Genomic DNA, 23,311 nt, shown 5'->3' with positions numbered 1-23,311 from the left:
CCGTTACTCCATCATCTTCTCAATTGGCAGCACCAGGATAGAGCTTGCCCCCAGCGCCTTCAGTTTTTCCATGGTTTCCCAGAACAGGGTTTCGCTACTGACCATATGCATCGCCACGCGCTGCTGATCGCCCGCCAGTGGCAGAATAGTTGGGCGCTCGGCGCCTGGTAACAGAGCAATCACTTCATCCAGACGCTCGGTTGGCGCGTGCATCATGATGTATTTCGATTCACGCGCCTGGATCACGCCCTGAATACGGGTCAGGAGCTTGTCGATCAACTGCTGCTTGGCATCGGCCATGTCGCCGTCACGCTGAATCAGACAGGCTTTTGAGCGATAGATAACTTCCACTTCGCGCAGGCCGTTCGCTTCCAGCGTCGCGCCAGTTGAGACGAGGTCACAGATGGCGTCCGCCAGACCTGCACGCGGGGCGACTTCAACAGAGCCATTCAGCAGACAGGATTTAAACTGCACGCCTTTCTGGTCCAGGTAACGCTTTAACAGGTGAGGGTAGGAGGTGGCGATACGTTTGCCGTTCAGTGCTGCCGGGCCATCCCAGGCTTCATCGACCGGCGTTGCCAGCGACAGGCGGCAGCCGCCGAAATCCAGGCGACGCAGGGTGAAGTAGCGCGGGTCTTCGCCCTGTGCACGGCGGGTCAGGAGTTCTTCTTCCAGCACGTTTTCACCGATGATGCCGAGATCAACGACGCCATCCATCACCAGGCCTGGGATATCGTCATCACGCACGCGCAGAATGTCGATGGGCATGTTTTCAGCCAGAGCAATCAGGCGCTGGGTGTGCAGGTTAATTTTGATCCCGCAGCGGGCCAGCAGTTCGCGTGAATCGTCACTTAAACGACCTGATTTTTGAATAGCTATGCGTAAACGTGAGTTATCTAACATTCTTTATTCCTCGTTAACCTGTTTTAACCTGTCTGAATTTGGTCCAAAAAAAAGCCCCCGGAAGAAGATCTTCCGGGGGCTTTTTCATGAGTTCATGCACCACTGGAAGATCCAAACGTCTTCCAGCACACATCGCCTGAAAGACTAGTCAGGATGATGGTGATGATGGTGGTGTTTAAATTGAACGCGTGTCATATAAATTCTCGATGAATGCTTATTCATTTGATGTCTTTTAACCTAAACCAGTTGTGCAACATATTGCAAGGGCTTTTTTTGATCATTAATTCATTTCATATTGATGCTATGAATTGTGTGTTCTGCCGGGCTGGCGTAGCCTTATGAAAGACGAGTACGAGTCAGGAGAATTTGCATGAAAAAGGTCGCGATTGTCGGTTTAGGATGGCTGGGAATGCCGCTGGCGATGTCATTAGCCGCGAAAGGCTGGCAAGTGACCGGGAGCAAAACCACGGCGGATGGGGTAGAAGCAGCGCGCATGTGCGGTATTGATGGTGTCGAACTGCGTCTGGAACCCGAGCTGGTGTGTGATGCTGACGATCTGGACACGCTGATGAACGTCGATGCGCTGGTAATTACGCTACCCGCGCGGCGCAGTGGTCCGGGCGAGTCGTTTTATCTGCAGGCGATGCAGGAGATTGTCGACAGCGCGCTGGCACACCATGTTCCGCGCATTATTTTTACCAGCTCGACGTCAGTCTATGGCGATGTCGAAGGTGTGGTGAAAGAGAGCTCCGGGCGCAATCCTGTTACCGTGAGCGGCCAGGTACTGAAAGAGCTGGAAGACTGGCTGCATAATCTACCCGGCACGCAGGTTGATATCGTCCGTCTGGCGGGGCTGGTGGGGCCAGGGCGCCATCCGGGACGTTTTTTTGCCGGAAAGTCAGCGCCAGACGGGCAACATGTTGTCAATCTTGTGCATCTTGACGATGTTATTGGCGCAATTGAGCTACTCTTACAGGCTCCAAAAGGTGGACACATCTATAATATATGTGCGCCTTCTCATCCGACGCGTAGTACGTTTTACCCGCTAATGGCACGTCAGTTGGGTCTGGCTCCGCCGGTTTTTGGTGAGACAAAGGATGAAAGCAAAGGCAAAATTGTTGATGGCAATCGCATTTGCCATGAGCTGGGATTTGAGTATCAGTATCCCGATCCGCTGGTGATGCCCATGGAATAAGTCTCGCAGCGGAGACGATCGCACACCAGAAGGGGGCGAGCATGAAACCGCTGCTTGATGTTCTTATTATTCTGGATGCACTGGAAAAAGAAGGGAGCTTTGCAGCCGCCTCAGCAAAGCTCTACAAAACCCCTTCGGCGCTGAGCTACACCGTTCAAAAACTGGAAAGCGATCTCAATATTCAGATCCTCGATCGCTCCGGGCACCGCGCACGTTTTACCCGTACCGGACAGATGCTGCTGGAAAAAGGACGTGAAGTCCTCCATACCGTTCGCGAACTGGAAAAACAGGCCGTCAAACTTCATCAGGGATGGGAAAATGAGCTGGTTATTGGAGTCGATGATACCTTTCCGTTTTCGCTTCTGACGCCGCTGATTGAGGCATTTTATCAACACCACAGTGTAACCCGGCTTATCTTTATAAACGGTGTGCTGGGCGGTTCCTGGGATGCGTTAATCCAGGGAAGGGCGGATATTTTCGTCGGTGCACTCCATGAACCTCCCCAGTTAAGTGATTTTGGCTTTGCCCGTCTGGGCGTGCTGGAGCAGGTTTTTGCCGTTGCGCCGCATCATCCGCTTGCTCAGGAGCCAGAGCCTATTAATCGCCGGGTTATTAAAGGCTACCGTGCGATTGTGGTGGGGGACAGTTCACGGCCAGAGTGTGCGGTTTCCTCGCAATTACTTGATGAGCAGGAAGCCATTACCGTTTTTGATTTTAAAACCAAGCTGGAATTGCAAATCAGTGGTCTGGGTTGCGGCTATTTGCCCCGTTATCTTGCGCAGCGGTTTATTGATAGCGGAGCGCTGGTTGAAAAACAGGTGCTTGCTCAAAGCAGTAATGAATCAGCGTGGGTGGGCTGGAATGAACAAACCTCTGGACTGGCAAGCAGCTGGTGGCGAGACGAAATTTTAGCAAATAGTGCTATCGCTGCCGTTTACTCTCAGGCCAGCGTCGAGAAATCAGCCAGTTAGAAAAAAGAAAATCACCCAGGGCATTGCAAAGTATTGCCTTTTGTATCCGATGTGGGGCAAAATGCGGCCGCTGCAACCAAATGAATAATCGACGATATAAAAGGCGTCGGTTATTTTTTTTTGCATGTACGAAACGAAACTAAAAACCAAGAGGCCGGGCTTCGTACCGGATAGATATTTACTAAAATCCGACAGTTGTTGTCGCTGAGGAATAAAGAAATGGGGCAATTTTTCGCTTACGTGGCGGTTATCACCGTAAAGGAGAATAACTATGTCGCATAACGCAACTCCAAACACCTCTCGCGTGGAATTACGTAAAACACTTACGTTGATTCCGGTTGTTATGATGGGCCTGGCCTATATGCAACCAATGACGCTGTTCGATACATTCGGTATCGTATCAGGCCTTACTGACGGTCACGTTGCAACGGCGTATGCCTTTGCGCTGGTCGCTATTCTCTTTACTGCGCTGAGCTACGGTAAACTGGTTCGCCGTTTCCCGTCCGCAGGCTCCGCGTACACCTATGCTCAGAAATCCATTAGCCCGGCGGTAGGCTTTATGGTGGGCTGGTCATCACTGCTGGACTACCTGTTCATGCCGATGATCAACATTCTGCTGGCAAAAATTTACTTTGAAGCGCTGGTACCTTCCGTACCGTCGTGGATCTTCGTTGTGGCGCTGGTGGCCTTTATGACCATCTCTAACCTGCGTAGCATCAAGACCGTGGCTAACTTCAACACCCTGATTGTTATTCTGCAGATGGGTATTGTTGCGGTAATCGTTGGCCTGATCATTTACGGTGTTTCTCACGGTGAAGGTGCAGGTACATTGACCAGCACGCGTCCATTCTGGTCTGAAGGTGCGCATGTTGTGCCGATGATCACCGGTGCGACAATTCTGTGCTTCTCGTTCCTCGGCTTTGACGGTATCTCTTCTCTGTCAGAAGAGACCAAAGACGCTGAGCGCGTGATCCCGAAAGCGATTTTCCTGACAGCGCTGATTGGCGGCATGATCTTCATCGGTGCCTCTTACTTCCTGCAGCTGTACTTCCCGGATATCTCTCGCTTTAAAGATCCGGATGCGTCACAGCCTGAAATCATGCTGTACGTGGCAGGTAAAACCTTCCAGTGGGGCGTGCTGATCTTCTCAAGCGTAACCGTACTGGCATCCGGTATGGCGGCACACGCAGGCGTTTCTCGTCTGATGTACGTGATGGGCCGTGACGGTGTGTTCCCGACTCGCTTCTTTGGTTATGTTCATCCGAAATGGCGTACTCCTGCATGGAACGTGCTGCTGGTTGGTGCTATTGCTCTGCTGGCGATTAAATTTGATCTGGTGACAGCAACTGCGCTGATTAACTTCGGTGCTCTGGTGGCGTTCACCTTCGTTAACCTCTCTGTGATCTCGCAGTTCTGGATACGTGAGAAGCGCAACAAAACGCTGAAAGACCACTTCAACTATCTGGTGCTGCCAGTGTGTGGCGCGCTGACTGTTGGCGCACTGTGGATTAACCTGGAAGAGAGCTCTATGGTTCTGGGTCTGATCTGGGGTGCTATCGGTCTGATTTACCTGGCTTGCGTAACAAAAAGCTTCCGCAACCCGGTTCCTCAGTACGAAGACGTTGCCTGAGTTTTAACGCACTAAAAAAAACCGGAGACCATCGCCTCCGGTTTTTTTATATCTCTAATTCAGACTATCTCTTGTGCGTACTGGAACAGGGATTTCAACAGTGCCTGTTTTTCAGCATTCCCTTCATACTGAGCATAAAGCATCTCTAGCTCCTGAGCATAGCTATGCAGGAACTCCGGCGTAAAGACATTACGACGATGCTGCAACCAGCGTTCCTGTTCAGCTTCATCAAGGGTTCCCGGGTAGTTACGCGCACGGTAATTAAACATCAACTTTTCAATGCGCTTATCAGCGAACGTGATATCCAGTGCCGGCAGGTTACGCGGCTCGGTTTGCAGGACGATATTCATCGCCGCGCGGTCAGCATCGCTGAAGAAACCGTTGTATAGCTGGGCATCCACGTTTTCAGACGGAACGAACGGTTCTGCTTCTGCAAAAATGGCGATCACTTTCTCACGCACCTGCGGGTTTTCGCGCAGCACTTTCAGGTTATCCAGGCAGTGTTGTCGGTTAATGCCCAGTCTGTCAGCATCTTCCGGGCGCAGGGTATTGGCCTGCGCCAGTACCGGACATTTATTGATATGCACCAGTTTAACCGGCACCGCAGGCAGATCGCCGAGTTCATTTTTCGGGGTGTAAAGCCGTTCACGCAGAGTATCACTGTCGAGCTCCAGCAGCGGCGAGATATCGCCAGCTAAGTCCACCATAATGACCGCATTACGGTTGTCCGGATGCCAGGCTAGCGGCGCAACCCAACTGGTGTTGCCGCGCCAGGCGCCGAACATTCCTGAGATATGCACCAGCGGTTTCATCTGCGGCACATCAATCAGCGTGGTCAATTTCTGTTTGCTGCGGTGGCTCAGCAGATATTCGAACAGTCGCGGCTGGGCGGTTTTCACCAGCTTCGCCATGGCAATAGTGGCATAGACGTCTGCCATCGCGTCGTGGGCGTTGCTGTGCTCAATGCCGTTGGCGCGCGTCAGGTGTTCAAGGCGGAAGCTGGTCAGCCCATCCTCATTTTCCGGCCAGTTAATTCCCTCAGGACGCAGGGCGTAGCAGGCGCGCATGATGTCGAGCAAATCCCAGCGCGAATTGCGGTTTTGCCAGCTCCAGGCATAGGGATCGTAGAAGTTGCGATAGAAGATGTTACGCGTCACTTCGTCATCGAAGCGGATATTGTTGTAACCGACCACGCAGGTATTGGGGACGGTAAACAGATCGTGGATGCGTCGGGCGAATTCCGCCTCGTTAACGCCTTTTTCCCGCGCTTCCTGCGGGGTAATCCCGGTAACCATAACCGCTCCAGGCTGCGGCAGGTAGTCATCAGCCGGTTTGCAGTAAAAGACCTCAGGCTCGCCGATAATATTGAAGTCGTCATCGGTACGGATGGCGGCAAACTGCGCCGGTTGGTCCAGCGCCGGGTGCGTACCAAAGGTTTCGTAGTCGTGAAATAAAAAAGTCGGGCGAGCGGCAGAGTCAGACACCTGTAATACCATCCTGTTAAAAAATGACGTCACTATGGTAAACGATCGTGCGGGTCAGACCGAATAAAAAGCGCCGTAGCCGCGCAAATTTGCGCGTCAGCTTCAGAGAAAAATCTGCGTCCTGTCACATTTTTTTGCAATTAAGCCAGGTAACGACATCAGAACTCCCGTAAAAAGGTCAGCGATTTTTAATGACCTGAGGATATACCGTTGAAACGCCGTCTGTTTATTGCTGTTTCTTTACTCGCTTCGAGTGTCTCATCTGCTTTTGCGGCCGAACCACTGGATTTTTCGCCGCAGCCTCCTGCTATTCAGGCTGGCTCCTGGGTGCTGATGGATTACACGACTGGTCAAATCTTAACGGCGGGCAACGAACATCAACAACGTAATCCGGCAAGCCTGACCAAGCTGATGACGGGGTATGTGGTTGATCGGGCCATTGATAGCCATCGTATTTCCCCCGATGACGTTGTCACCGTCGGGCGCGATGCCTGGGCAAAAGGCAACCCGGTTTTTGACGGTTCGTCGCTGATGTTTCTGAAAGAGGGCGATCGCGTCACCGTGCGCGACCTGAGCCGTGGTCTGATTGTGGATTCCGGTAACGATGCCTGCGTGGCGCTGGCCGATCACGTGGCGGGCGGGCAGCCGCAGTTTGTGAAGATGATGAACGACTATGTGCAAAAGCTGAACCTGCGCGATACCCATTTCGAAACCGTTCATGGGCTGGATGCGCCAGGGCAGCACAGTTCCGCTTATGACCTGGCCGTCCTCTCCCGGGCCATCATTCATGGCGAACCTGATTTTTACCATATGTACAGTGAAAAGAGCCTCACCTGGAACGGGATCACCCAGCAAAACCGTAACGGCCTGCTGTGGGATAAAACCATGAACGTAGATGGGCTTAAAACGGGGCACACCTCGGGCGCAGGTTTTAATCTGATTGCTTCCGCAGTTGATGGTCAGCGCCGTTTAATCGCGGTGGTGATGGGGGCCGACAGTCCGAAAGGGCGTGAGGACCAGGCCCGTAAACTGCTGCACTGGGGGCAGCAGAATTTCGATACGGTGCAGATCCTGCAAAACGGTAAAAAAGTAGGTACAGAGCGTATCTGGTACGGCGATAAGGAGCAGGTGAAACTGGGTACCGACCAGGACTTCTGGCTGGCGCTGCCAAAAGCGGAAGTCCCGAACATCAAAGCCAAATATGTGCTGGATAAAAAAGAGCTGGAAGCACCGATTGCTGCGCATCAGCGGGTTGGGGAGATTCAGCTCTATGACCGTGACAAAGTGGTTGCACACTGGCCGCTGGTGACGCTGGAAGCCGTTGATAAAGGCGGCCTGTTCTCACGCCTGAGCGATTATCTGCACCACACGCTCTAACTGCAGATGAGCAGACTGGCAGGGTTGCGAGTCTGCTCACATAATAAACACTCTTCGTTTGCTGAACAGTTAAAATATGCTTTATAGTGTATAAATATACAGTAATGGGTGGAGGCAGCATGGACTACAGCATTAAGCAGCAACAGAAACGTAAGATTGCCGGTTTTCATTTGGTTGGACCGTGGGAACAAACGGTAAAACAGGGCTTTGAACAGCTGGTGATGTGGGTGGACGGTCGCCACATTCAGCCGCTTGAGTGGGTTGCAGTTTATTACGATAACCCGGATGAAGTTCCGGCAGAAAAACTGCGCTGTGATACGGCTGTGACGGTACCGGACGATTTCGTTATTCCGGAAAACAGCGAAGGCGTCATGATGACGGAAATCGTTGCCGGTGATTATGCCGTGGCGATGGCGCGCGTGGAAAACTACGACTTTGCGACCCCGTGGTATCAATTCTTCAACTCCCTTCTACAGGACAATAAATACCAGATTGCCCCTAAACCCTGTTTCGAGCGCTATCTTAATGATGGCAACGCAGACGGCTACTGGGATATCGAAATGTTTATCGCCGTTGAGCATAAAACGGTTTAAGCCTTCTAAATGAAGGGTTTTTCAGGCGGGTGTGATCCGCCCGGCTGAAAACACAGTACAATTGTGGTTTGCCGTGTAGCTGGAGAGCGGGTGTGCGTCCCGACAAATCATTAACCCCTTTTGAAATTCGGTTGTACAAACATTACCGAGTGGTGCATGGGTGTCGCATCGCGCTGGCGTTCGTGTTGACGTTTGTCCTTGTCCGCTTGCTGGATGTTCCGGAAGGAACGTGGCCGCTGATCACGCTGGTAGTGGTGATGGGGCCCATCTCGTTTTGGGGAAACGTTGTTCCTCGCGCCTTCGAGCGAATTGGTGGGACCGTTTTAGGCTCGGCACTCGGGCTTATCGCCCTGAAGCTGGAGCTTATTTCGTTTCCGGTCATGCTGGCATGGTGCGGTGCCGCCATGTTCCTGTGCGGCTGGCTGGCGTTGGGCAAAAGACCGTATCAGGCGCTGCTGATCGGGATTACTCTCGCGGTGGTTGTCGGTGCCCCTGCCGGGGATATGACCACGGCGCTGTGGCGAAGCGGGGATGTTATCCTGGGGTCACTGCTGGCCATGCTCTTTACCGGTATCTGGCCGCAGCGTGCTTTTCTGCACTGGCGTATTCAGATGGCCAACTACGTCACCGCGTTTAACCGCGTCTATCAGGCCGGTTTTTCCCCTAATCTGGTTGAGCGCCCCCGGCTGGAAAAGCATCTGCAAGCCATCCTTAACGATGTAGTCAAAATGCGCGGTCTGATTACCCCGGCCAGCAAAGAAACCCATATTCAGAAAGCGATTTTCGAAGCTATCCAGACGGTAAGCCGCAATCTGGTCTGCATGCTCGAACTGCAAATTAACGCGCACTGGGCTTCTCGCCCGAGCCATCTGTTGATGCTTAACGCACAGACCCTCAAGGAGACCCAGCAGATGACGCAGCAAACTCTGCTGACCATCGCCCATGCGCTCTACGAAGGTAACCCACAGCCTATACTGGCGAACAGCGAGCGTCTGAATGAGATCGTCGCTGAGCTGAAGCAGTTAATCAACGAACGCCAGAGCGAAAACGTGGCCGAAACACCTATTCATGGCTATGTCTGGCTGAGCATGGAACTGGCGCGACAGCTTGAGCTGTTATCACACCTGATTTGCCGCGCACTGCGCAAATAAAACGCGGATGTGACGCCTGCTGCTTCGATTCAGCAGCAATTGGGGTTATGATAGCTTTAAACGATATATACCCTAAATAATTCGAGTTGCGTGAAGGCGGCGACGCAGCGAATCCTCAGGAGCGTACATCAGTACGTGACTGAGGTGAGCGAGGAAGCCAACGCACAGGCAACTTGAAGTATGACGGGTATACTCATTGCCATTCGCGGCCGCTGTCAGTAAGGTTAATGTTACAACGGTTGCTTTAACGAATCCGAATCTCACATTATCAGGGGTGTAAAAATGGAAACTACCAAGCCTTCGTTCCAGGATGTTCTGGAATTCGTCCGCCTGTTCCGCCGCAAAAACAAACTGCAGCGTGAAATCCAGGACGTTGAGAAGAAGATCCGTGACAACCAGAAACGTGTTCTGCTGCTCGACAACCTGAGCGACTACATTAAGCCAGGTATGAGCGTTGAAGCTATTCAGGGCATCATTGCCAGCATGAAAAGCGACTACGAAGACCGCGTTGATGACTACATCATCAAAAATGCTGAGCTGTCTAAAGAGCGTCGTGACATCTCTAAGAAGCTGAAAGTGATGGGTGAAATCAAAAACGGCGAAGCAAAAAGCGAGTAATCGCAGTGAATTGTGAAAAAGGCTCTCTGGTGACAGAGAGCCTTTTTTTATGACTCAGAGCGCGGTTGTAGCTGGTAGATCCAGGCCTTAACCTGTTGCTCGTCAGGTGTGGTCACCATGACCTCAACCCGATCATAACCGTCTTCAAATTCATCCAGCATTTGCCAGTGTGCGGCAAGGTTATCGGAAATAAACAGATAACCTTCGACGCGGGGGCCATCAGGGTGGAGGACGATCCCCGGAAAATCTGCCGCCGCTCCCCAGCCACGTTCATAGAACGTGCCGGTTACGAAACCGGCCTGCCATTCGCCGCCAATGTTTTCAAGGATATGTGCGTTAGAGTGGCCCGGGCGCAGCGTGCCGTAGACAAACAAAGCGTTCATATTTTCCCTCACCAACAAAGCAAAAAGCCTGCTTTAAAAGCAGGCTTTTTAAATTTGGCTCCTCTGACTGGACTCGAACTTCATCTACATCTCCTGTTATTACTGCCTTTGTTAAATATAGCCATATTTTTACCAACATATTTACCATCATTATTGTTTTCTTGTGGTAAAAATGTCAATTAAAAACAATTGGTTGTTGTCATAACCATCTGACTATACGTATCTAAATTTGCTTTCATTATCAATATGATGTTGTCGTTATTTTTGTTAAAATAAATGATGAAAAACAATTAGTTATTTTTTATTAAATAAATCATTTTTAGTCAAGGTGAAAGCACTGACCTCCAAGGTCACTTACTGTGCTCACACCATTTTGAAAACCCACTCCTCTTTTCCACTTTCTCTATCATGTTGAATGGGCTAACGTTTAGGAAACACAAAAGCAATCGGTAGAACAATGACTACACAAAAGGAAATGGAAGAAATCAGGGCAGCGTTATCTTGGTTTGATGTACGCCGATATGATGGCCTTAAAGACCTCACCTTAGAACAAATCTATGCAGAGCTTGAAAGACGGATGTTGGCTTACAAAACAAGACAACAATGGGAAACAGCAGGCAAAGATAATCAAATACAAGCGATATACCATGATGCCACAATCCGATGTGGTGATGTGATACTTAAATCAGACTGGATTTCAGACAATCACAGACTGTCGCATAGCTATGCTGTAAGACCAATGACCAGAGTTCAATTGTTCAACTATGGGCGGGCTATGTATCGGCTGGAGACTTCAGAGCAAACAGACCCTGTTGCAGTGAGTTCCGACTACATCTCTGAGTATCTGACACAAGGAGGCATGAACCCTGCTAACAAGATGCTGATTGAAATTGACTTGGAAGAAGCCAGCAGTGACGATCTCGCAGAACATCTGAAAGTACTGATTGCTCTATGGCAAAAGCACCTGAAAACGCCTAAACCCCCGAAACGAAAATTTAGGTTTGGTCATAAGACCTTTGAAAGAATACTTGATTACAAAGTCATCCCTTTGATGGATTTGATCTCATGGGAACAGCTCTACAACGAAGGTAAGAACATACCTTTCACCATTTTAGCTGACATCCTGCATGGTAATAATGGGGTCAGAAGTAGTGAGAACATCAAAGATACTGATTATGATTACGCGAAAAATTATCTTGATAACGATGAGTACTTCAAGGTTTTAAATGATTTTTACATTAAAAATAATATGTTGAAGGATTGGGGTATCGTTGATGTGATAACACTTAACGATAAATCCTCGGATAAAAACAAAAAGTAAACACAAGGGATGTTCACAATCTGCGAACGTCCCTATAAAGAGTATCCCTCAAAAATTTCCGCGAAACTCACGGTTGGTGAACATCCCTAGTTTAGAACCAGCCAAAATCCTAGAATTATCTCCATCGAACAACATACTAAAAAACGAAATATCCAAGATATTACGTAAAAAAACAGGAGATAAACATGGTTCAAAACAAAACAGATAAAACTTTAAAACTTATTCGCTTATCAGAAGTAATAAGGAAAACCGGGTTCGGCAAGACGTGGATTTATAAACTTATCAGCGCGGGGAAATTCCCCAAACAAATAAAAATCGGTGAAAGAGCTGTTGCTTTCATTGAAAGCGAAGTTGATGAGTGGATTTATAAAGCTATAACCGCTTCTCGTAATACATCTAACTAATAAAAGGAAAATAACATGAAAAATATAAATGTGCCTGAAATATCATTTATCTTTGATAATGATAAAACTGAAGTTTTCTCAAGAATGGCAATGGATAACTTAGCTCTTTATGTGGAAAACATGTTTAAGATAATGGGTGATCAATTTGAACGTCACCTTTATGATAAAAAATATATGAATATGGTTATGGATCATATTATTTATATCACAAAACCAGACTTCCTCAAGTGGGTGAGAGACAATAATGTTGGGGAATGTATTTTTTTGATTGATGAAGTTATGGAAGATTTAAAATACTCTTATAGAGAGTTCAAAAAAATCTATCCTAAACTTGGCATTAAATAAAGAGGAAGAAATCATGAATAAAGATCTGAAAAAAGAAGCAAACAAGATATTACTGCATTTATCTAAACAATGCTTTGAATTGCGTGTGAGTTCTATTATTCAGAACCATCCTGAACAAGTAGAACAACTCAAGCATGAAGAAACTTTCATGATGAATACTTATAAGGACAGTATTAAAGTAGCAAAACAGATGTTCCCTAAAGTCGTAAGGAATACATTCTTTGATATAAAGTTATCACCAAGACTCATTGATAACGATTTTATATTGAAAGCATTAAAGGCATTTCATAAAGAAATGGATTTTATGAAAGATTCTCAAAAGTAGTTTTTTGTTTTAGCCCCGTATTGAGGGGCTGAAAATAAGAGTAAGTTAAAATATATCATGTAAAAATGAGGAGTAATCATGACTAAAAATATTGAAAGTAAAAATACATCTACTGAGTTGTTCTATGATCTTGCAAAGCGTTCTTTTGAAGCGAGCTGGAAAACAATGCAGGATATGTGTAGTGACGGCATTTCGCATCTTGTCGATGATGCTGATTTTATGAGTGCATTTATAAGGATAACGATTAATCATGTTTGTCATAACTTTGACAAGTTAACCGCGCAGGAAGGCCATCATGGGAATATTGAAGAGGTTAACTACGAAGAAGTAGCAGAACGGCTTGTGCGTAATGCTTGGGTGTTTTGTTAATACTAACTGTTTTTTTATTAAATACTAAAAATCAAAAAAGAGGATATAGATGAAGAAAGATAATCTGAGTAAAAAAGATGAAACGATGATATTCGCCATTTCAGCAACGCTAATGTTGTATGTGGACAGGATATACAGCATGGCAAGTGTAAACAAAGATGATGCAATGATTTATGTAAATGATGAAGATGTTGTTGAGTTTGCACTACGAATCCACATGAAGGAAGTATTAACTGAGTTTGAGTATTACAAGGCTGCTTATGGTACAGGAAAGGAAAAGTATGAATATATAAATATAACAGAGCTATTAAAAAGGGTGATGTTTTTTCATGATTTATATGTCAAGGATATGTTGATAAGAAATATAGAGTCGGGACGATCTTTTGATGATTATAGTGTTTTGGACTGGGATATGGACATAAATAGATAATATCAGTAATGTTATTCAGAGGGATACATGAGTATATCTAAAATGTGTTACCGGAATGGATTCCGGTAATACGTACTCTGACTATATGAGGTGAAACTAGTTTCTGATGAAGTGACCTATTAGCGAATAAGCAAGTGAATTTTTGGAACACACTTAAAAGTTAATAGCCAGTTGATAAGATATTTTTTAGTATTAAAAACCACTTGCATCGAAATTTATGAAACCTATTTTCGATTTTTAACTTAATTGACATATTAATGAACAATGTTATATGTAAATAATAAAGTCTGATAAAAAAATAAATAAGGTTCATATAAAAAGACTTACTCTTTTTAGTAGAAGACTGAAGGGCGCTTGTGAGAGGTTTCAATTAGTAACTATATAAGAAAGGAGGTTTCAATGAAAAAAAGAACAGTAAGATTCTTGTCATCACTCAAAGATAATAAATTATATCGATACTTTGATGAACACTTTAACGTTATTACATGCATTAGTGTCATATTTGTCATTGTATGGAACATCTACTTTTATGCTTAAAACCTCCCTTGAGGGAGGTAGACTATTATTTAATAGTGTTATACTGAACATCACTGACTGGGTTTTTACTCTTGGAATAATCTACTACAGAAATACCAACCAGAATAAAGTAAATGACTCCAGCAACAATAAGAAAGAAAAGTAGTGGTTTTTTGAGAGCATCATTTTCACCTTTTCTGTTCGGGTGCTTTTTGTTCCAACCCCATAGGATTAAATTTACTACTACGAAAAACAGAAAAAAATTGCAGATTTTGGGTGATCTGAATAGATTATATCGAATAGGTCAGTCATATCTTTCTCATATTCGTATCGTAAGAATTAAAGTGAAGAGCATAGCCGACAATATTACATTGGCGGCTTTTAATAAAAAATGTAATGAGATTAAATCTGGAAATCTTCCAGTGTTTTACCTGCTTCAATAGCAACAGCGATCACTTTAGGAGTACGGCCCTGACCCGTCCAAGTCTGTTCATTACCGTTTTCATCTGTATATTTGTATTTAGCAGGGCGTGGAGTGCGTGTCGATTTGGTTTTAGGCTTAGTGGAACCTACCGCTGAAAGTAGCTCCGCAGGATCGATACCATCTTCTAACAGTTTCTGGCGGAAGGCTTCAAGCTTAGCCTGACGTTGTTCTTGTTCTTTACGGATGGCACTTTCTTCCTCACGACGATCTTCAACGATTGCTGTTAACTTTTCCAGCATCTCTTCCAGCGTTTCCAGATCAGTTTCACGAGCCTGTGCGCGAAGTGTACGAATATTGTTCAGTACCTTTAATGCTTCACTCATACTATGCCATCCTGTGTTTGAAATGGGGGATCGAAGGGTGTGCAGTATTGTCTGATGATCGATTTAAAACACACCAACATATTAATAATATAGTAAATATTAGCATTAGAGCAATCTATTAGAACCATTTCAAACGAAAAGCGGAGGATCGATTTATAGGGCCATTTTTCGTTGTAGTTGACTTGATGGTTCGAACTCTGACGAAATGTTAGAAAGTTGCTCAAGACTTTGCTCAACAGAACGCTGGAACTCAAGAGCCGCTTCTGTGCGCTGTTTTATGACCAGAGCGACGAGTTCATCAGGGCTTTTCTCAAGTAATGACTTTCGGTAGATAATGGACTCTTGTACTTTTTCAAGCTTTCTTGATGCAAGGGCTGATGCGTGACTTACAGGGTTGAGTTCTTCAATAAATTTTTCGAGTAGTGACTTTTTCTTCCTGTCTAATCTCAGAAGTTCGGTATGTGCCGATTTAAATTTCTTGGCTTCACTCAACGGTGAACCATCGGTTCTTATCCTGCGATATTCATCTCTGTATTCAGTCATCGTTGGATATTTTTTTAATGCTTTAATGGTGTTCATGTACTGAATTAAATCATCATTGTCTAATTTTACTTTCCTCATATATACCTCGTAAATAAAATAGTGGATATATCTATATTACGAGATATAGTGTAAGTGTCAAATATAACCGGTAAATAAGAATGATAATATTCAGATGAAAACTATATTATTTCTTCTTGATCAACATCTTCAGGATAATCAACAAAAATGCCATCTTCTGAAACAGAGATGAGATTTATCTCATCGGAGAAAGTGTTTTTCATGGCTGGATATTTAAAAAATTATTTTATTTTGTTTTTCATTATTTTTTCGACTTCTTTTTTTTGTGATGTAGATAAATTCCTTTTAATCTCTTTCATTTTGTTTTTAAAATTAAGATTATCTCTTTCATCATGCAAGGACTTCATTTTATTATATGCTTCGTCACTGAAAGGATGTAAGTTATCATCTATTTTTTCATCTAAGTAAGAAGAAAGGAAGCATCTATCAAAATAATTTTTTCTAAGCGCATCGTAAATTTTAGCACTATCAATAATTGTTTCATCTTCTGGTTCTTTTTTTATATGGTCTGTCATGTTGACTCCTCTTATTTTTAGTGGATTGTGTATATATTTTATTTTAAGGGATTGGTTCAAAGTGTCAAATTTAATGGAGAGGCATGGTTTTAATTTAATTATCTATTTTTCTTGTCATGTCTCTATAATTTAGCCTTGCTGAATAACCTCGTTCAATAAACTGTGTTTTATCGTAGCTATAAAGATAATCTGCATCGATTCTTCCACAAGACTTACAAAAAGAGTATTCCCATCTCAAGTTGCATTTCTTAGAAAGAGAAAACCTCTCTGTCATTTCTCTACCACATGAACATTGCATATCATACCTCTCTTATTTGTTTTTATAGCTTTCAAAAATTAGTGCTCCAGAAAGATCATAGAGTTCAACCTTGCCGACTTTACCTTCATCATTTTTGATGGACATTCTTATTAATCGGGAATCATGATATTTTTCTAATAAATCAGGTTTATTGGCTAGGTATTTTGCTATTACAGCGCCGCTTTTTATATAGTCGAAGCTGGAACATATTGTTCTTTTGAACTCTACATCAGTTAGACCGCTTTCCATGATCTTTCTTGCAATGAGTGATTTTAACGGACGATCAAATTCTTCACGCTCCTTACTCTTTTGCTCCTCTTGTTGTTTACGTCTTAGTTGGTTGAGTAAGTTAATTTTATCTCTTTCTAGTTGTAATTTTCTCTCTTTATCTTGAATGATGTTTTTAACTACGGATGATGGAATAACTTTGATATTATTAGACCAATATCGATATGGATTATGCATCTGAATGCTTTCTACGGTTGAGCGAATTTTATCTACATTAATATTTTTATCAAAGGAAACAATTCGGGCATTACCATTTTTTGAGATGAGTTTAGACGTGTTCTCAAGCTTCGTATCATTTTTTAAATTAAATGACTCTACAATAGCGTTATGTTCTTCATGATAGAAGGATTGTTTCTTACTATCAATATAACATTCAAGAAAAGAATAGAGTTTGAACTCTTCAATGCCAAATGTTTCCTCAAGCATCGTCATATGTTCTGCTAAGACATTCAGAATGTCGTTTTTAGATAGTTTTTCATGCAGTTTAATTTCAAGTGAACCGGGTAGTTTTTTCATTTTCATTCCTTATTACTCTTTAGGAAACAGCTTTTAAGTGGTTAGTGATATTAACTAAATCTTGTCTATTTGCTTCATTTTCTTTTGTTCGTTTATATACCTTGCGGGGTTTATCTATCTTGATACTGTTTTTAGCATTAGGAACTGCATTGTTCTTTTTCTTCTTGCTAAAAATAAAAGCATCTGTATAAACATTTTGAATTACTGTTTCGAGGGCTAATCCTCGTCTTTCCTGTTGAGAAAGATTTTGATAACCATCAGGGTATTGTTCAATCTCAGCCTGAACATTTCTTGCATTGCTTAAATGCTCTTTACGCTTTTCATCAAGTTGATGACTCATACCTTTGGCAAAGATGTTTGAGTTAATATAAAGATGTCCATGATGATCAACGAGAATGCCTTTCTGTTTTAGTTTTTTGAATATGGTTGACATATTACTAGATGCGATGTTCAACGCTTTACAGAGTGATGCCTGAGAAAGGTTAATAAGGTTTCCAAACTCCATGTATTCCAAGATGTAAGTTAATACACGGAATTCATTCTTAGATATGTCCAGATCAGAAAAAACACGAAAGTTAGATGTGAAAGCAAAAACATAAGGCTGGGAAAATGAGATCGCTTTATCTTCTTCTTTGGCGATAACTGTAGTTGATTTAATATCTTTGTTTTGCAGTAAGTGTCTGGCGATATCAATCTTTTGTTCTGTCGTTAATGTATCAAATAAGCGAAGTAGTTCAGTGTCATTAGTATTCATATTTTCTCTCTTATTGTTTTTATTATATATTTTAAATACTATGCACAAAATGGAAAGTCAATAGTAAAACTATAAATAAAATAAGTATTTTATTATTATGATCTTATCATATGTTAAAAAACCTATGTTTAAACATAAGTCTTGCTATGTTTAAACATAGGACGGAACTATGTTTAAACATAGGTATATGCTATGTTTAAACATAGCAAAAAAAGGTGTGAAGCCTTGATTTTATTGGGCTGGGAGGGTGCTTATAATTAAATAATTAGTAAGAAGTTAAGAGAGTCCAGTTTTTCTTTTGTGTTATATATGAGGAGTTTTTCGCAGGGATATGTATTTTTCTTTACACTTATTTCAGCGAAGTGATTGTTTCGTACAATCACTTAGTGCTGCTATTGGGGATATAGTTTTACTATGTGTTAAAGAGCAAATGCTATATTGATTTAGTGCGTTACTATTTCTAGGTGAAAGTAAGGTTATTAGATTTGATAACTCTAGTTTGTAAAATCAATAACCTTTGATATTCAATAGTTCTTATTTTTAATAACCTTTCACTTTATAACCATATGATAATAAAGTTAAAAACAGCTCGTAACATCTAGTACTAATATAGTAAAAGGGAAACTTGTGCCAAATAAATGGCACCATGTTATTTTGCAGCGTTTTCTTTGTGTTTTATTTGCAGCAAAGTGATTGTTTCATACAATCACGAAGTGCTGCCGATGACACGGAAGTATTGTTTTCCTCCTATTTACTGGCGGCTACTGCCGCAATTCTTCATGGATAAATCCATCATTAACAGGGGCAAGCCCTGTTTCAGCAATGTGATTGTTTAGGACAATCACTCAGTGCTGCTATGGGGATATAGTTTTACTATGCGTTTAAGAGCAAATGCTATAACCTTGATTGATTCCTCGTTAATATATAGATAAGGGGCGGAGCCATGAGCGAAAGATCATAAGAAAAGATCTGTTTTCAATATGAGGTTTTAATTAATTTCAAGGTAAAGCTAGCGTATATAAAATCTTAAGAACTAAATCGAATATGAATTGATAAGATTAATTATACTATTATTAGGTCAGCGGCTACTGCCGCAGTTCTTTATGGATAAATCCATCATTAACAGGGGCCAGCCCTGTTCCAGCAATGTGATTGTTTTGGACAATCACTCAGTGCTGCTATTGGGGATATAGTTTTCCTATGCGTTTAAGAGTAAATGCTATAGCCTCGCTGAGTTTCTAGTTGATAGATATAGAGAAAGGGCGTTGCCATGAGCGTAAGCTCATAATAAATGATCTTTTTCGATATGAGGTTTTAATTAAGTTTAAGGTAAAGCTAGCGTATGAAATATCTTTAAAACTAAATCGCACATTAATTTGTAAGATTAATAAGACTATTATCATATTAGCGGCTACTGCCGCAATTTTTTTGGATAAATTCATCATTAACAGGGACCAGCCCTGTTCCAGCAATGTGATTGTTTTGGACAATCACTCAGCACTGCTATTGGGGATATAGTTTACCTATGCGTTTAACAGCAAATGCTATAGCCTTGATGCACTTCTAGTTAATATGATGAGTAAGGGCGAAGCCTATGAGCTTTAGCTCATAAGATGAGAAAGTTTTCAAAAATAATTTATTAAAACAAAAGTAAAGGCAAAATTAAAAAGAACAAAAAAAGCCAGAAGTCAAGGTTGGCTTTAGTAATGCAATCAATATAAAGAAAGAAATTATCAAGAGAAATGATCACAATAAATATATTACTATCTTAGAAGTTCAAACTTGTTAAACTAACAGATTATAAAATTAAAAGGAAAGAAGCCAGATAAACTGGCCTCTTCAGAGTATTGTAATAAATTTTTGGAGTAGTCATTTATTTACTTTTAAACAATAATCAAAAATAAAGTCATTGTCAAATTAAATTATCATTCTCTTGATTAATTCTATTTTATTTAATATATATTAATAAGGCATTGTATTTTTATTTAATCAGAAGAAGAAAATATGGTGAATAACTTGTAATAAATCAAAGGAGTATCAAATGAATAAACTTAATAAAAATAAATGGCGAACAAATGTCTGTGTCCACATTTTCAAAATAATCTTTCCGGCAACAATATTAATTTCAGCAACCACGGTTAACGCAGCAGTCTGTAGCCCGGATGTCAGTTCATCATTAAAACAAGCGCAATATAACGCCATGAAGCAGGATGCGGCTCAGTTAGAGCCGGTAGCGAAGAATTTCATGGATAACATCAATCAATCGCTTGAGACTATTGGCTGTACGGACGCTTGGCCTGTGGGAAACCTCGGCATCAGCCTGCCATCTGTGGATTCAATAATTAAAAAAACGAAGGAAGCAGCAATAAGTAAAGCCTGTTCGATTGCGAGAGAAAAAGTCAGTCAACTGACCGGAAGTATATCCGAAAGTATTTCTATTGATATGCCCGTCCTTGGGAATGTCGCAAGTGGAAGTGTTTCTACAGGAACAGGCTCTTCATCAGGATCGGGAGCAACAGTCAACGGAACCGATGTCTGGAGCAGCATCAGTAATTCAATGAAGTAAGAGGCAAAGGAATGTAATGATGATAAATATAAAGAAAAAAGAAGTATCGATATTATTAGCAATATTAGCTTGCCTGTTATTAACTCAGTCAGCTTATGCCGCCGATTTATTTACTGTCCCGGAGACAGACAAATCAAAGCTGTGGTTTCTGGATATCTTATTCCCCGACAATTTAGCGGATAGTCCCTTAGCCAGCACTATGACGATCCTCAACAGCGCTGTTTTACTGGTTGGAGGAATTTTAGCTGCCTACACACTGATTGCCGGAACCATGTCAACGGCACATGACGGAGAAATGTTGGGTAAGAAATGGTCTTCCATGTGGTTGCCCGTAAGAACTGCATTAGGCACGGCAATGATACTTCCGGCAGCAGGTGGTTTCTGTGCCGCTCAGGTTATGGTGCTGTGGATGATTAATCAGGGAGTCGGTCTGGCGGATACCGTCTGGAATACTTATGCCTCCAACCCCTCAGATGGAGCTGTTATCACAACATCAGCGTCTTATCAGGAACTTGACCGTATAGCGAAAACTGCCTTTATCAATAACGTCTGTATGTTGAAGGCGGGTGAATTATGGAAGAAATCATCAGCAGCCGATCCCTTCCCACACGTCACGCCTGCGTTTGAAATGACGCCGGAGAAAGGTGCCTATTTATACACATACAGTTATGGAGCCAGCAATGCCGGTAATGATATGAATAAAAATTTGCTGGTATCAAAGGCTGCCTGTGGAAGCATCACGCTTACAGACCCCAAAGCCAAAGCTTCTTATGACGAACAGGCTAAAGCTCAGGCCACCATTGCTGCTGGCGGCATGTATATGGCTTATATGCCACAGGATATAAAGACGAATATTTCAGATGTTGTTGAAGCTCAGAATATCGCATTTAAAGCACTTGATAATGAAATGAAAACATTAGCTGAACAGTATGTGGCTGATAATAACATTGATATTCAGGCCGGAATAAACAGTGCAACAGCCTCATATGTATCCATTATTGATACTGCAGTACGGACAGTTTTCTCCACTGGCGACCAGTGGGATGATTTCAAAGAGAATGTCCAGAAAGACGGATGGTTTATGGCTGGCGCATGGAGTATGAAACTGATCCGTGTGCAGGATGCAATTAATGGAGCAGCTCATAATCTTCCTGTAGCGGGACAAGCAACAATGGAATACGGCGATATATTCGATAACAGCCTGAACGCGATTATGGCAAAAGTAGCTCAGGATATGGCGAAATCAACGACAGCTTCAAGATATGCGAATGGTATTGATGCGCAAAACCGAACGGAAGCCAATACCAGTGGTAAAAGTGGCGCTGGCCCTAAAACAGATGATGCCGGGAAAATAGTTTCTTCTCTTCAAAGTGAAGCCAATAAGAGTATTTCTGGTGCAATGGCGGGTTTTCTCAGTTCCAGCGTTATTAATGGAAGAAAGCAAGGGAAAATTGTTTCATTTTCAACCGACACAACTGCTGCCAATTTACAGGCGATAAACCCGTTATTAGCCGTTAAAGGACTTGGGGATACGATCAGTGCCGCTGGCTGGACGTTATTAGGAAGTTCTGCGGTTGTTGGCGCAGGTCTTGGTGCATGGACTTCATGGACTGCAAGCTGGGTATCGGGTGCATTTGGCGCTATGGGCATTGTGATGCCACTGGTTATCCCTTTATGGATAGCTGGTGATACCTTAGCCGTCGTTATTCCTATGTTGCCTTACGTGATGTGGTTTGGTGTTTGCGTAGGCTGGATGATCCTGTGCCTTGAAGCAATGGTCGCAGCACCATTATGGGTAATAACACATTTGCATCCAGATGGTGATGGCGTAGTGGGTCGTGGAGGCGCTGGTTATGGTCTGGTTTTATCGTTAACCATGCGACCAGCACTGATGATAACAGGCTTGATAGCAGCCTATACGATGCTCCCTATCCTTGGTGGGATCGTCAATGAAACATTCTCCGGCGCGTTTGGCATGATGTCAGCCAATGCCGGGATAGGTATCATCGAGTCACTGGCTCTCATTGCTGTTTATATTGCGATGATGTTTACGGTAGTGAAAAAATCACTTTCACTGATTCACATCATCCCTGATGAAATTATGAAGTGGCTTGGTGTTCATGGTGGTCAGAGCATGTCGGGTTACGCACAGTCGGCATCAAAAGGTGTTGAAGGTGCTATGTTTACCAAAACCGTGTTGGATCAGGTTTCTCATACCTCAAATGCGATGGGTAATCAGATCAGGAATGCGCAAATCAACAAAGACCGTGAACAGCAACGTGAGCTTCAACAACAGCAACAGGCCCAACAGGGGAAAGCACAGGCGACTAATAGAGCCAATGATACGGGATCTGCATTCAGAACTCATATGAGTAATGCTGGCCCACTTGATCAGCAGGATGAATATCAGTCTCTTGAAAGTGCTAACTCGGCTTACAATGCAGCTGAGGCAGCAGATGCTATTGGTGACACAGCAGGCGCAGCGGGTTATATGAATGTAGCTCAAAAGGCTGCTAACAGAGCAGTATCATTTGGTGAACATAACAGACCGTTGCTGCCTGTAAGTTTACAGGCCCAAGCTTCACCAATTGAAAGCTTTAAGGCTCCAGATAAAGGGAATGGTAGTGGATCTTCCGGTGGTAGTTCATCATCAAAAGAAGGTAATGATGGAATGTGATATTAAGAGGGCTTAGGCCCTCTTTGATTACAATGGATGTATGATATCCTTTAGTTAGTGTACTATTGTAATTATTTCTGAGTAAATAGTTTTATTGGCAACTATATGCGTGAGGTTGGGAGAATTCAAAAGTAAAGTTTGATGTAGAGCACAATTGAAAGGATGAATAGAAATGTAAAACCCTTAACTTATTGATATGTAGATATTTAATTAGTTTCAATTTTATGCAGTAGTGGTTTAATCTTATCAATAGA

24 protein-coding genes, 1 pseudogene and 1 other annotated feature are annotated in these 23,311 nt (G+C 43.3%); of the genes and pseudogenes, 16 read left to right on the top strand and 9 right to left on the bottom strand.

Features of this window, described 5'->3' with window-relative positions:
• Positions 1–3: 3 nt before the first annotated feature.
• Entirely contained in the window at positions 4–903 is a 900-nt protein-coding gene (hisG, locus tag AAHF05_RS14325; protein WP_028018500.1) for an ATP phosphoribosyltransferase, read from the bottom strand.
• 45 nt (positions 904–948) lie between these two features.
• Positions 949–1,072: a sequence feature (His leader region), on the bottom strand.
• Positions 1,048–1,098, bottom strand: coding sequence for a his operon leader peptide (gene hisL / locus AAHF05_RS14320; protein ID WP_001364200.1), 51 nt, complete (start codon positions 1,096–1,098; stop codon positions 1,048–1,050). Its footprint overlaps the feature before it by 25 nt.
• Positions 1,099–1,273: 175 nt before the next feature.
• Here hisL and AAHF05_RS14315 point away from each other — a divergent pair, with 175 nt between their 5' ends.
• The 4 genes and pseudogenes from AAHF05_RS14315 to AAHF05_RS14300 all read left to right on the top strand — a co-directional run bounded on the left by AAHF05_RS14315 (position 1,274) and on the right by AAHF05_RS14300 (position 4,699).
• The gene (locus AAHF05_RS14315; RefSeq protein WP_028018499.1) at positions 1,274–2,098 is read left to right on the top strand and encodes an SDR family oxidoreductase; all 825 of its coding nucleotides are present in this window, start codon (positions 1,274–1,276) and stop codon (positions 2,096–2,098) included.
• A 41-nt stretch (positions 2,099–2,139) separates the two neighbouring features.
• Positions 2,140–3,157 (top strand): annotated as a pseudogene (locus AAHF05_RS14310) (LysR substrate-binding domain-containing protein).
• A 131-nt stretch (positions 3,158–3,288) separates the two neighbouring features.
• On the top strand, positions 3,289–3,351 hold the full coding sequence (yoeI, locus tag AAHF05_RS14305) for a membrane protein YoeI (RefSeq protein ID WP_099458931.1): 63 nt from the start codon (positions 3,289–3,291) through the stop codon (positions 3,349–3,351).
• On the top strand, positions 3,341–4,699 hold the full coding sequence (locus AAHF05_RS14300) for an APC family permease (protein ID WP_032666924.1): 1,359 nt from the start codon (positions 3,341–3,343) through the stop codon (positions 4,697–4,699). Before yoeI ends, AAHF05_RS14300 begins: the two co-directional genes overlap by 11 nt.
• 59 nt (positions 4,700–4,758) lie before the next feature.
• Here the strand turns inward: AAHF05_RS14300 and sbcB are convergent, their stop codons facing one another.
• Positions 4,759–6,195 carry an exodeoxyribonuclease I gene (gene sbcB, locus AAHF05_RS14295; RefSeq protein WP_206737124.1) on the bottom strand — a complete coding sequence of 479 codons (1,437 nt, stop codon included), beginning with the start codon at positions 6,193–6,195 and terminating at the stop codon, positions 4,759–4,761.
• 198 nt (positions 6,196–6,393) lie between these two features.
• Here sbcB and dacD point away from each other — a divergent pair, with 198 nt between their 5' ends.
• From dacD to AAHF05_RS14275, 4 genes are all read left to right on the top strand, one after another.
• Positions 6,394–7,560 carry a serine-type D-Ala-D-Ala carboxypeptidase DacD gene (gene dacD, locus AAHF05_RS14290; RefSeq protein WP_028019640.1) on the top strand — a complete coding sequence of 389 codons (1,167 nt, stop codon included), beginning with the start codon at positions 6,394–6,396 and terminating at the stop codon, positions 7,558–7,560.
• 119 nt (positions 7,561–7,679) lie between these two features.
• Positions 7,680–8,153: a DNA gyrase inhibitor SbmC gene (gene sbmC / locus AAHF05_RS14285; RefSeq protein WP_049008318.1), complete on the top strand. Its 474-nt coding sequence runs from the start codon at positions 7,680–7,682 to the stop codon at positions 8,151–8,153.
• Between the two features lie 92 nt (positions 8,154–8,245).
• Positions 8,246–9,304, top strand: coding sequence for an FUSC family protein (locus tag AAHF05_RS14280; protein WP_129325238.1), 1,059 nt, complete (start codon positions 8,246–8,248; stop codon positions 9,302–9,304).
• Between the two features lie 282 nt (positions 9,305–9,586).
• Positions 9,587–9,922, top strand: coding sequence for a DUF496 family protein (locus AAHF05_RS14275; protein ID WP_008499467.1), 336 nt, complete (start codon positions 9,587–9,589; stop codon positions 9,920–9,922).
• 47 nt (positions 9,923–9,969) lie between these two features.
• Here the strand turns inward: AAHF05_RS14275 and AAHF05_RS14270 are convergent, their stop codons facing one another.
• A complete protein-coding gene (locus AAHF05_RS14270; protein ID WP_028019637.1) occupies positions 9,970–10,305 on the bottom strand; it encodes a gamma-glutamylcyclotransferase family protein in 336 nt (111 codons plus the stop codon).
• A 457-nt stretch (positions 10,306–10,762) separates the two neighbouring features.
• Between AAHF05_RS14270 and AAHF05_RS14265 the strand changes: the two genes are divergently transcribed.
• From AAHF05_RS14265 to AAHF05_RS14240, 6 genes are all read left to right on the top strand, one after another.
• Complete coding sequence (locus tag AAHF05_RS14265) at positions 10,763–11,626, top strand: DUF6387 family protein (RefSeq protein ID WP_047369707.1); 864 nt, start codon at positions 10,763–10,765, stop codon at positions 11,624–11,626.
• Between the two features lie 185 nt (positions 11,627–11,811).
• A complete protein-coding gene (locus AAHF05_RS14260; RefSeq protein ID WP_002911792.1) occupies positions 11,812–12,030 on the top strand; it encodes an AlpA family transcriptional regulator in 219 nt (72 codons plus the stop codon).
• A 15-nt stretch (positions 12,031–12,045) separates the two neighbouring features.
• Complete coding sequence (locus AAHF05_RS14255; protein WP_032260079.1) at positions 12,046–12,375, top strand: hypothetical protein; 330 nt, start codon at positions 12,046–12,048, stop codon at positions 12,373–12,375.
• A gap of 13 nt (positions 12,376–12,388) precedes the next feature.
• Positions 12,389–12,700, top strand: a complete 312-nt coding sequence (locus AAHF05_RS14250; protein ID WP_032260077.1) for a hypothetical protein — start codon at positions 12,389–12,391, stop codon at positions 12,698–12,700.
• Positions 12,701–12,778: 78 nt separating this feature from the next.
• A complete protein-coding gene (locus AAHF05_RS14245) occupies positions 12,779–13,069 on the top strand; it encodes a hypothetical protein (RefSeq protein WP_042203313.1) in 291 nt (96 codons plus the stop codon).
• 49 nt (positions 13,070–13,118) lie between these two features.
• Positions 13,119–13,499: a hypothetical protein gene (locus tag AAHF05_RS14240; RefSeq protein WP_000711007.1), complete on the top strand. Its 381-nt coding sequence runs from the start codon at positions 13,119–13,121 to the stop codon at positions 13,497–13,499.
• A 918-nt stretch (positions 13,500–14,417) separates the two neighbouring features.
• Here the strand turns inward: AAHF05_RS14240 and AAHF05_RS14235 are convergent.
• The 5 genes from AAHF05_RS14235 to AAHF05_RS14215 all read right to left on the bottom strand — a co-directional run bounded on the left by AAHF05_RS14235 (position 14,418) and on the right by AAHF05_RS14215 (position 17,814).
• Positions 14,418–14,822 carry an H-NS family nucleoid-associated regulatory protein gene (locus AAHF05_RS14235; protein WP_032260072.1) on the bottom strand — a complete coding sequence of 135 codons (405 nt, stop codon included), beginning with the start codon at positions 14,820–14,822 and terminating at the stop codon, positions 14,418–14,420.
• Between the two features lie 153 nt (positions 14,823–14,975).
• On the bottom strand, positions 14,976–15,443 hold the full coding sequence (locus AAHF05_RS14230) for a DUF4756 family protein (RefSeq protein WP_045354301.1): 468 nt from the start codon (positions 15,441–15,443) through the stop codon (positions 14,976–14,978).
• Positions 15,444–15,664: 221 nt separating this feature from the next.
• The gene (locus AAHF05_RS14225) at positions 15,665–15,958 is read right to left on the bottom strand and encodes a hypothetical protein (RefSeq protein WP_000129503.1); all 294 of its coding nucleotides are present in this window, start codon (positions 15,956–15,958) and stop codon (positions 15,665–15,667) included.
• A 310-nt stretch (positions 15,959–16,268) separates the two neighbouring features.
• Entirely contained in the window at positions 16,269–17,060 is a 792-nt protein-coding gene (locus AAHF05_RS14220; RefSeq protein ID WP_016240044.1) for a hypothetical protein, read from the bottom strand.
• A 19-nt stretch (positions 17,061–17,079) separates the two neighbouring features.
• Complete coding sequence (locus AAHF05_RS14215) at positions 17,080–17,814, bottom strand: replication/maintenance protein RepL (RefSeq protein ID WP_048234405.1); 735 nt, start codon at positions 17,812–17,814, stop codon at positions 17,080–17,082.
• Between the two features lie 2,041 nt (positions 17,815–19,855).
• On the opposite strand from AAHF05_RS14215, the gene AAHF05_RS14210 reads away from it, so the two are divergent.
• Positions 19,856–20,380: a hypothetical protein gene (locus AAHF05_RS14210; protein ID WP_048703562.1), complete on the top strand. Its 525-nt coding sequence runs from the start codon at positions 19,856–19,858 to the stop codon at positions 20,378–20,380.
• Between the two features lie 16 nt (positions 20,381–20,396).
• Positions 20,397–23,057, top strand: a complete 2,661-nt coding sequence (locus AAHF05_RS14205; protein WP_182290632.1) for a DotA/TraY family protein — start codon at positions 20,397–20,399, stop codon at positions 23,055–23,057.
• Positions 23,058–23,311: the final 254 nt, after the last annotated feature.

Origin of the sequence: Enterobacter adelaidei, from assembly GCF_041937165.1 — a bacterium.
Classification (GTDB): Bacteria; Pseudomonadota; Gammaproteobacteria; order Enterobacterales; family Enterobacteriaceae; genus Enterobacter; species Enterobacter adelaidei.
This window is presented reverse-complemented; position numbering and strand designations above follow the sequence as displayed.

Excerpts from the sequence above, each read along its gene's own strand:
- hisG (WP_028018500.1), bottom strand. The coding sequence starts at position 903 with ATGTTAGATAACTCACGTTTACGCATAGCTATTCAAAAATCAGGTCGT.
- AAHF05_RS14315 (WP_028018499.1), top strand. The coding sequence starts at position 1,274 with ATGAAAAAGGTCGCGATTGTCGGTTTAGGATGGCTGGGAATGCCGCTG.
- AAHF05_RS14300 (WP_032666924.1), top strand. The coding sequence starts at position 3,341 with ATGTCGCATAACGCAACTCCAAACACCTCTCGCGTGGAATTACGTAAA.
- sbcB (WP_206737124.1), bottom strand. The coding sequence starts at position 6,195 with ATGGTATTACAGGTGTCTGACTCTGCCGCTCGCCCGACTTTTTTATTT.
- sbmC (WP_049008318.1), top strand. The coding sequence starts at position 7,680 with ATGGACTACAGCATTAAGCAGCAACAGAAACGTAAGATTGCCGGTTTT.
- AAHF05_RS14275 (WP_008499467.1), top strand. The coding sequence starts at position 9,587 with ATGGAAACTACCAAGCCTTCGTTCCAGGATGTTCTGGAATTCGTCCGC.
- AAHF05_RS14270 (WP_028019637.1), bottom strand. The coding sequence starts at position 10,305 with ATGAACGCTTTGTTTGTCTACGGCACGCTGCGCCCGGGCCACTCTAAC.
- AAHF05_RS14265 (WP_047369707.1), top strand. The coding sequence starts at position 10,763 with ATGACTACACAAAAGGAAATGGAAGAAATCAGGGCAGCGTTATCTTGG.
- AAHF05_RS14260 (WP_002911792.1), top strand. The coding sequence starts at position 11,812 with ATGGTTCAAAACAAAACAGATAAAACTTTAAAACTTATTCGCTTATCA.
- AAHF05_RS14255 (WP_032260079.1), top strand. The coding sequence starts at position 12,046 with ATGAAAAATATAAATGTGCCTGAAATATCATTTATCTTTGATAATGAT.
- AAHF05_RS14250 (WP_032260077.1), top strand. The coding sequence starts at position 12,389 with ATGAATAAAGATCTGAAAAAAGAAGCAAACAAGATATTACTGCATTTA.
- AAHF05_RS14245 (WP_042203313.1), top strand. The coding sequence starts at position 12,779 with ATGACTAAAAATATTGAAAGTAAAAATACATCTACTGAGTTGTTCTAT.
- AAHF05_RS14240 (WP_000711007.1), top strand. The coding sequence starts at position 13,119 with ATGAAGAAAGATAATCTGAGTAAAAAAGATGAAACGATGATATTCGCC.
- AAHF05_RS14235 (WP_032260072.1), bottom strand. The coding sequence starts at position 14,822 with ATGAGTGAAGCATTAAAGGTACTGAACAATATTCGTACACTTCGCGCA.
- AAHF05_RS14230 (WP_045354301.1), bottom strand. The coding sequence starts at position 15,443 with ATGAGGAAAGTAAAATTAGACAATGATGATTTAATTCAGTACATGAAC.
- AAHF05_RS14225 (WP_000129503.1), bottom strand. The coding sequence starts at position 15,958 with ATGACAGACCATATAAAAAAAGAACCAGAAGATGAAACAATTATTGAT.
- AAHF05_RS14220 (WP_016240044.1), bottom strand. The coding sequence starts at position 17,060 with ATGAAAAAACTACCCGGTTCACTTGAAATTAAACTGCATGAAAAACTA.
- AAHF05_RS14215 (WP_048234405.1), bottom strand. The coding sequence starts at position 17,814 with ATGAATACTAATGACACTGAACTACTTCGCTTATTTGATACATTAACG.
- AAHF05_RS14210 (WP_048703562.1), top strand. The coding sequence starts at position 19,856 with ATGAATAAACTTAATAAAAATAAATGGCGAACAAATGTCTGTGTCCAC.
- AAHF05_RS14205 (WP_182290632.1), top strand. The coding sequence starts at position 20,397 with ATGATGATAAATATAAAGAAAAAAGAAGTATCGATATTATTAGCAATA.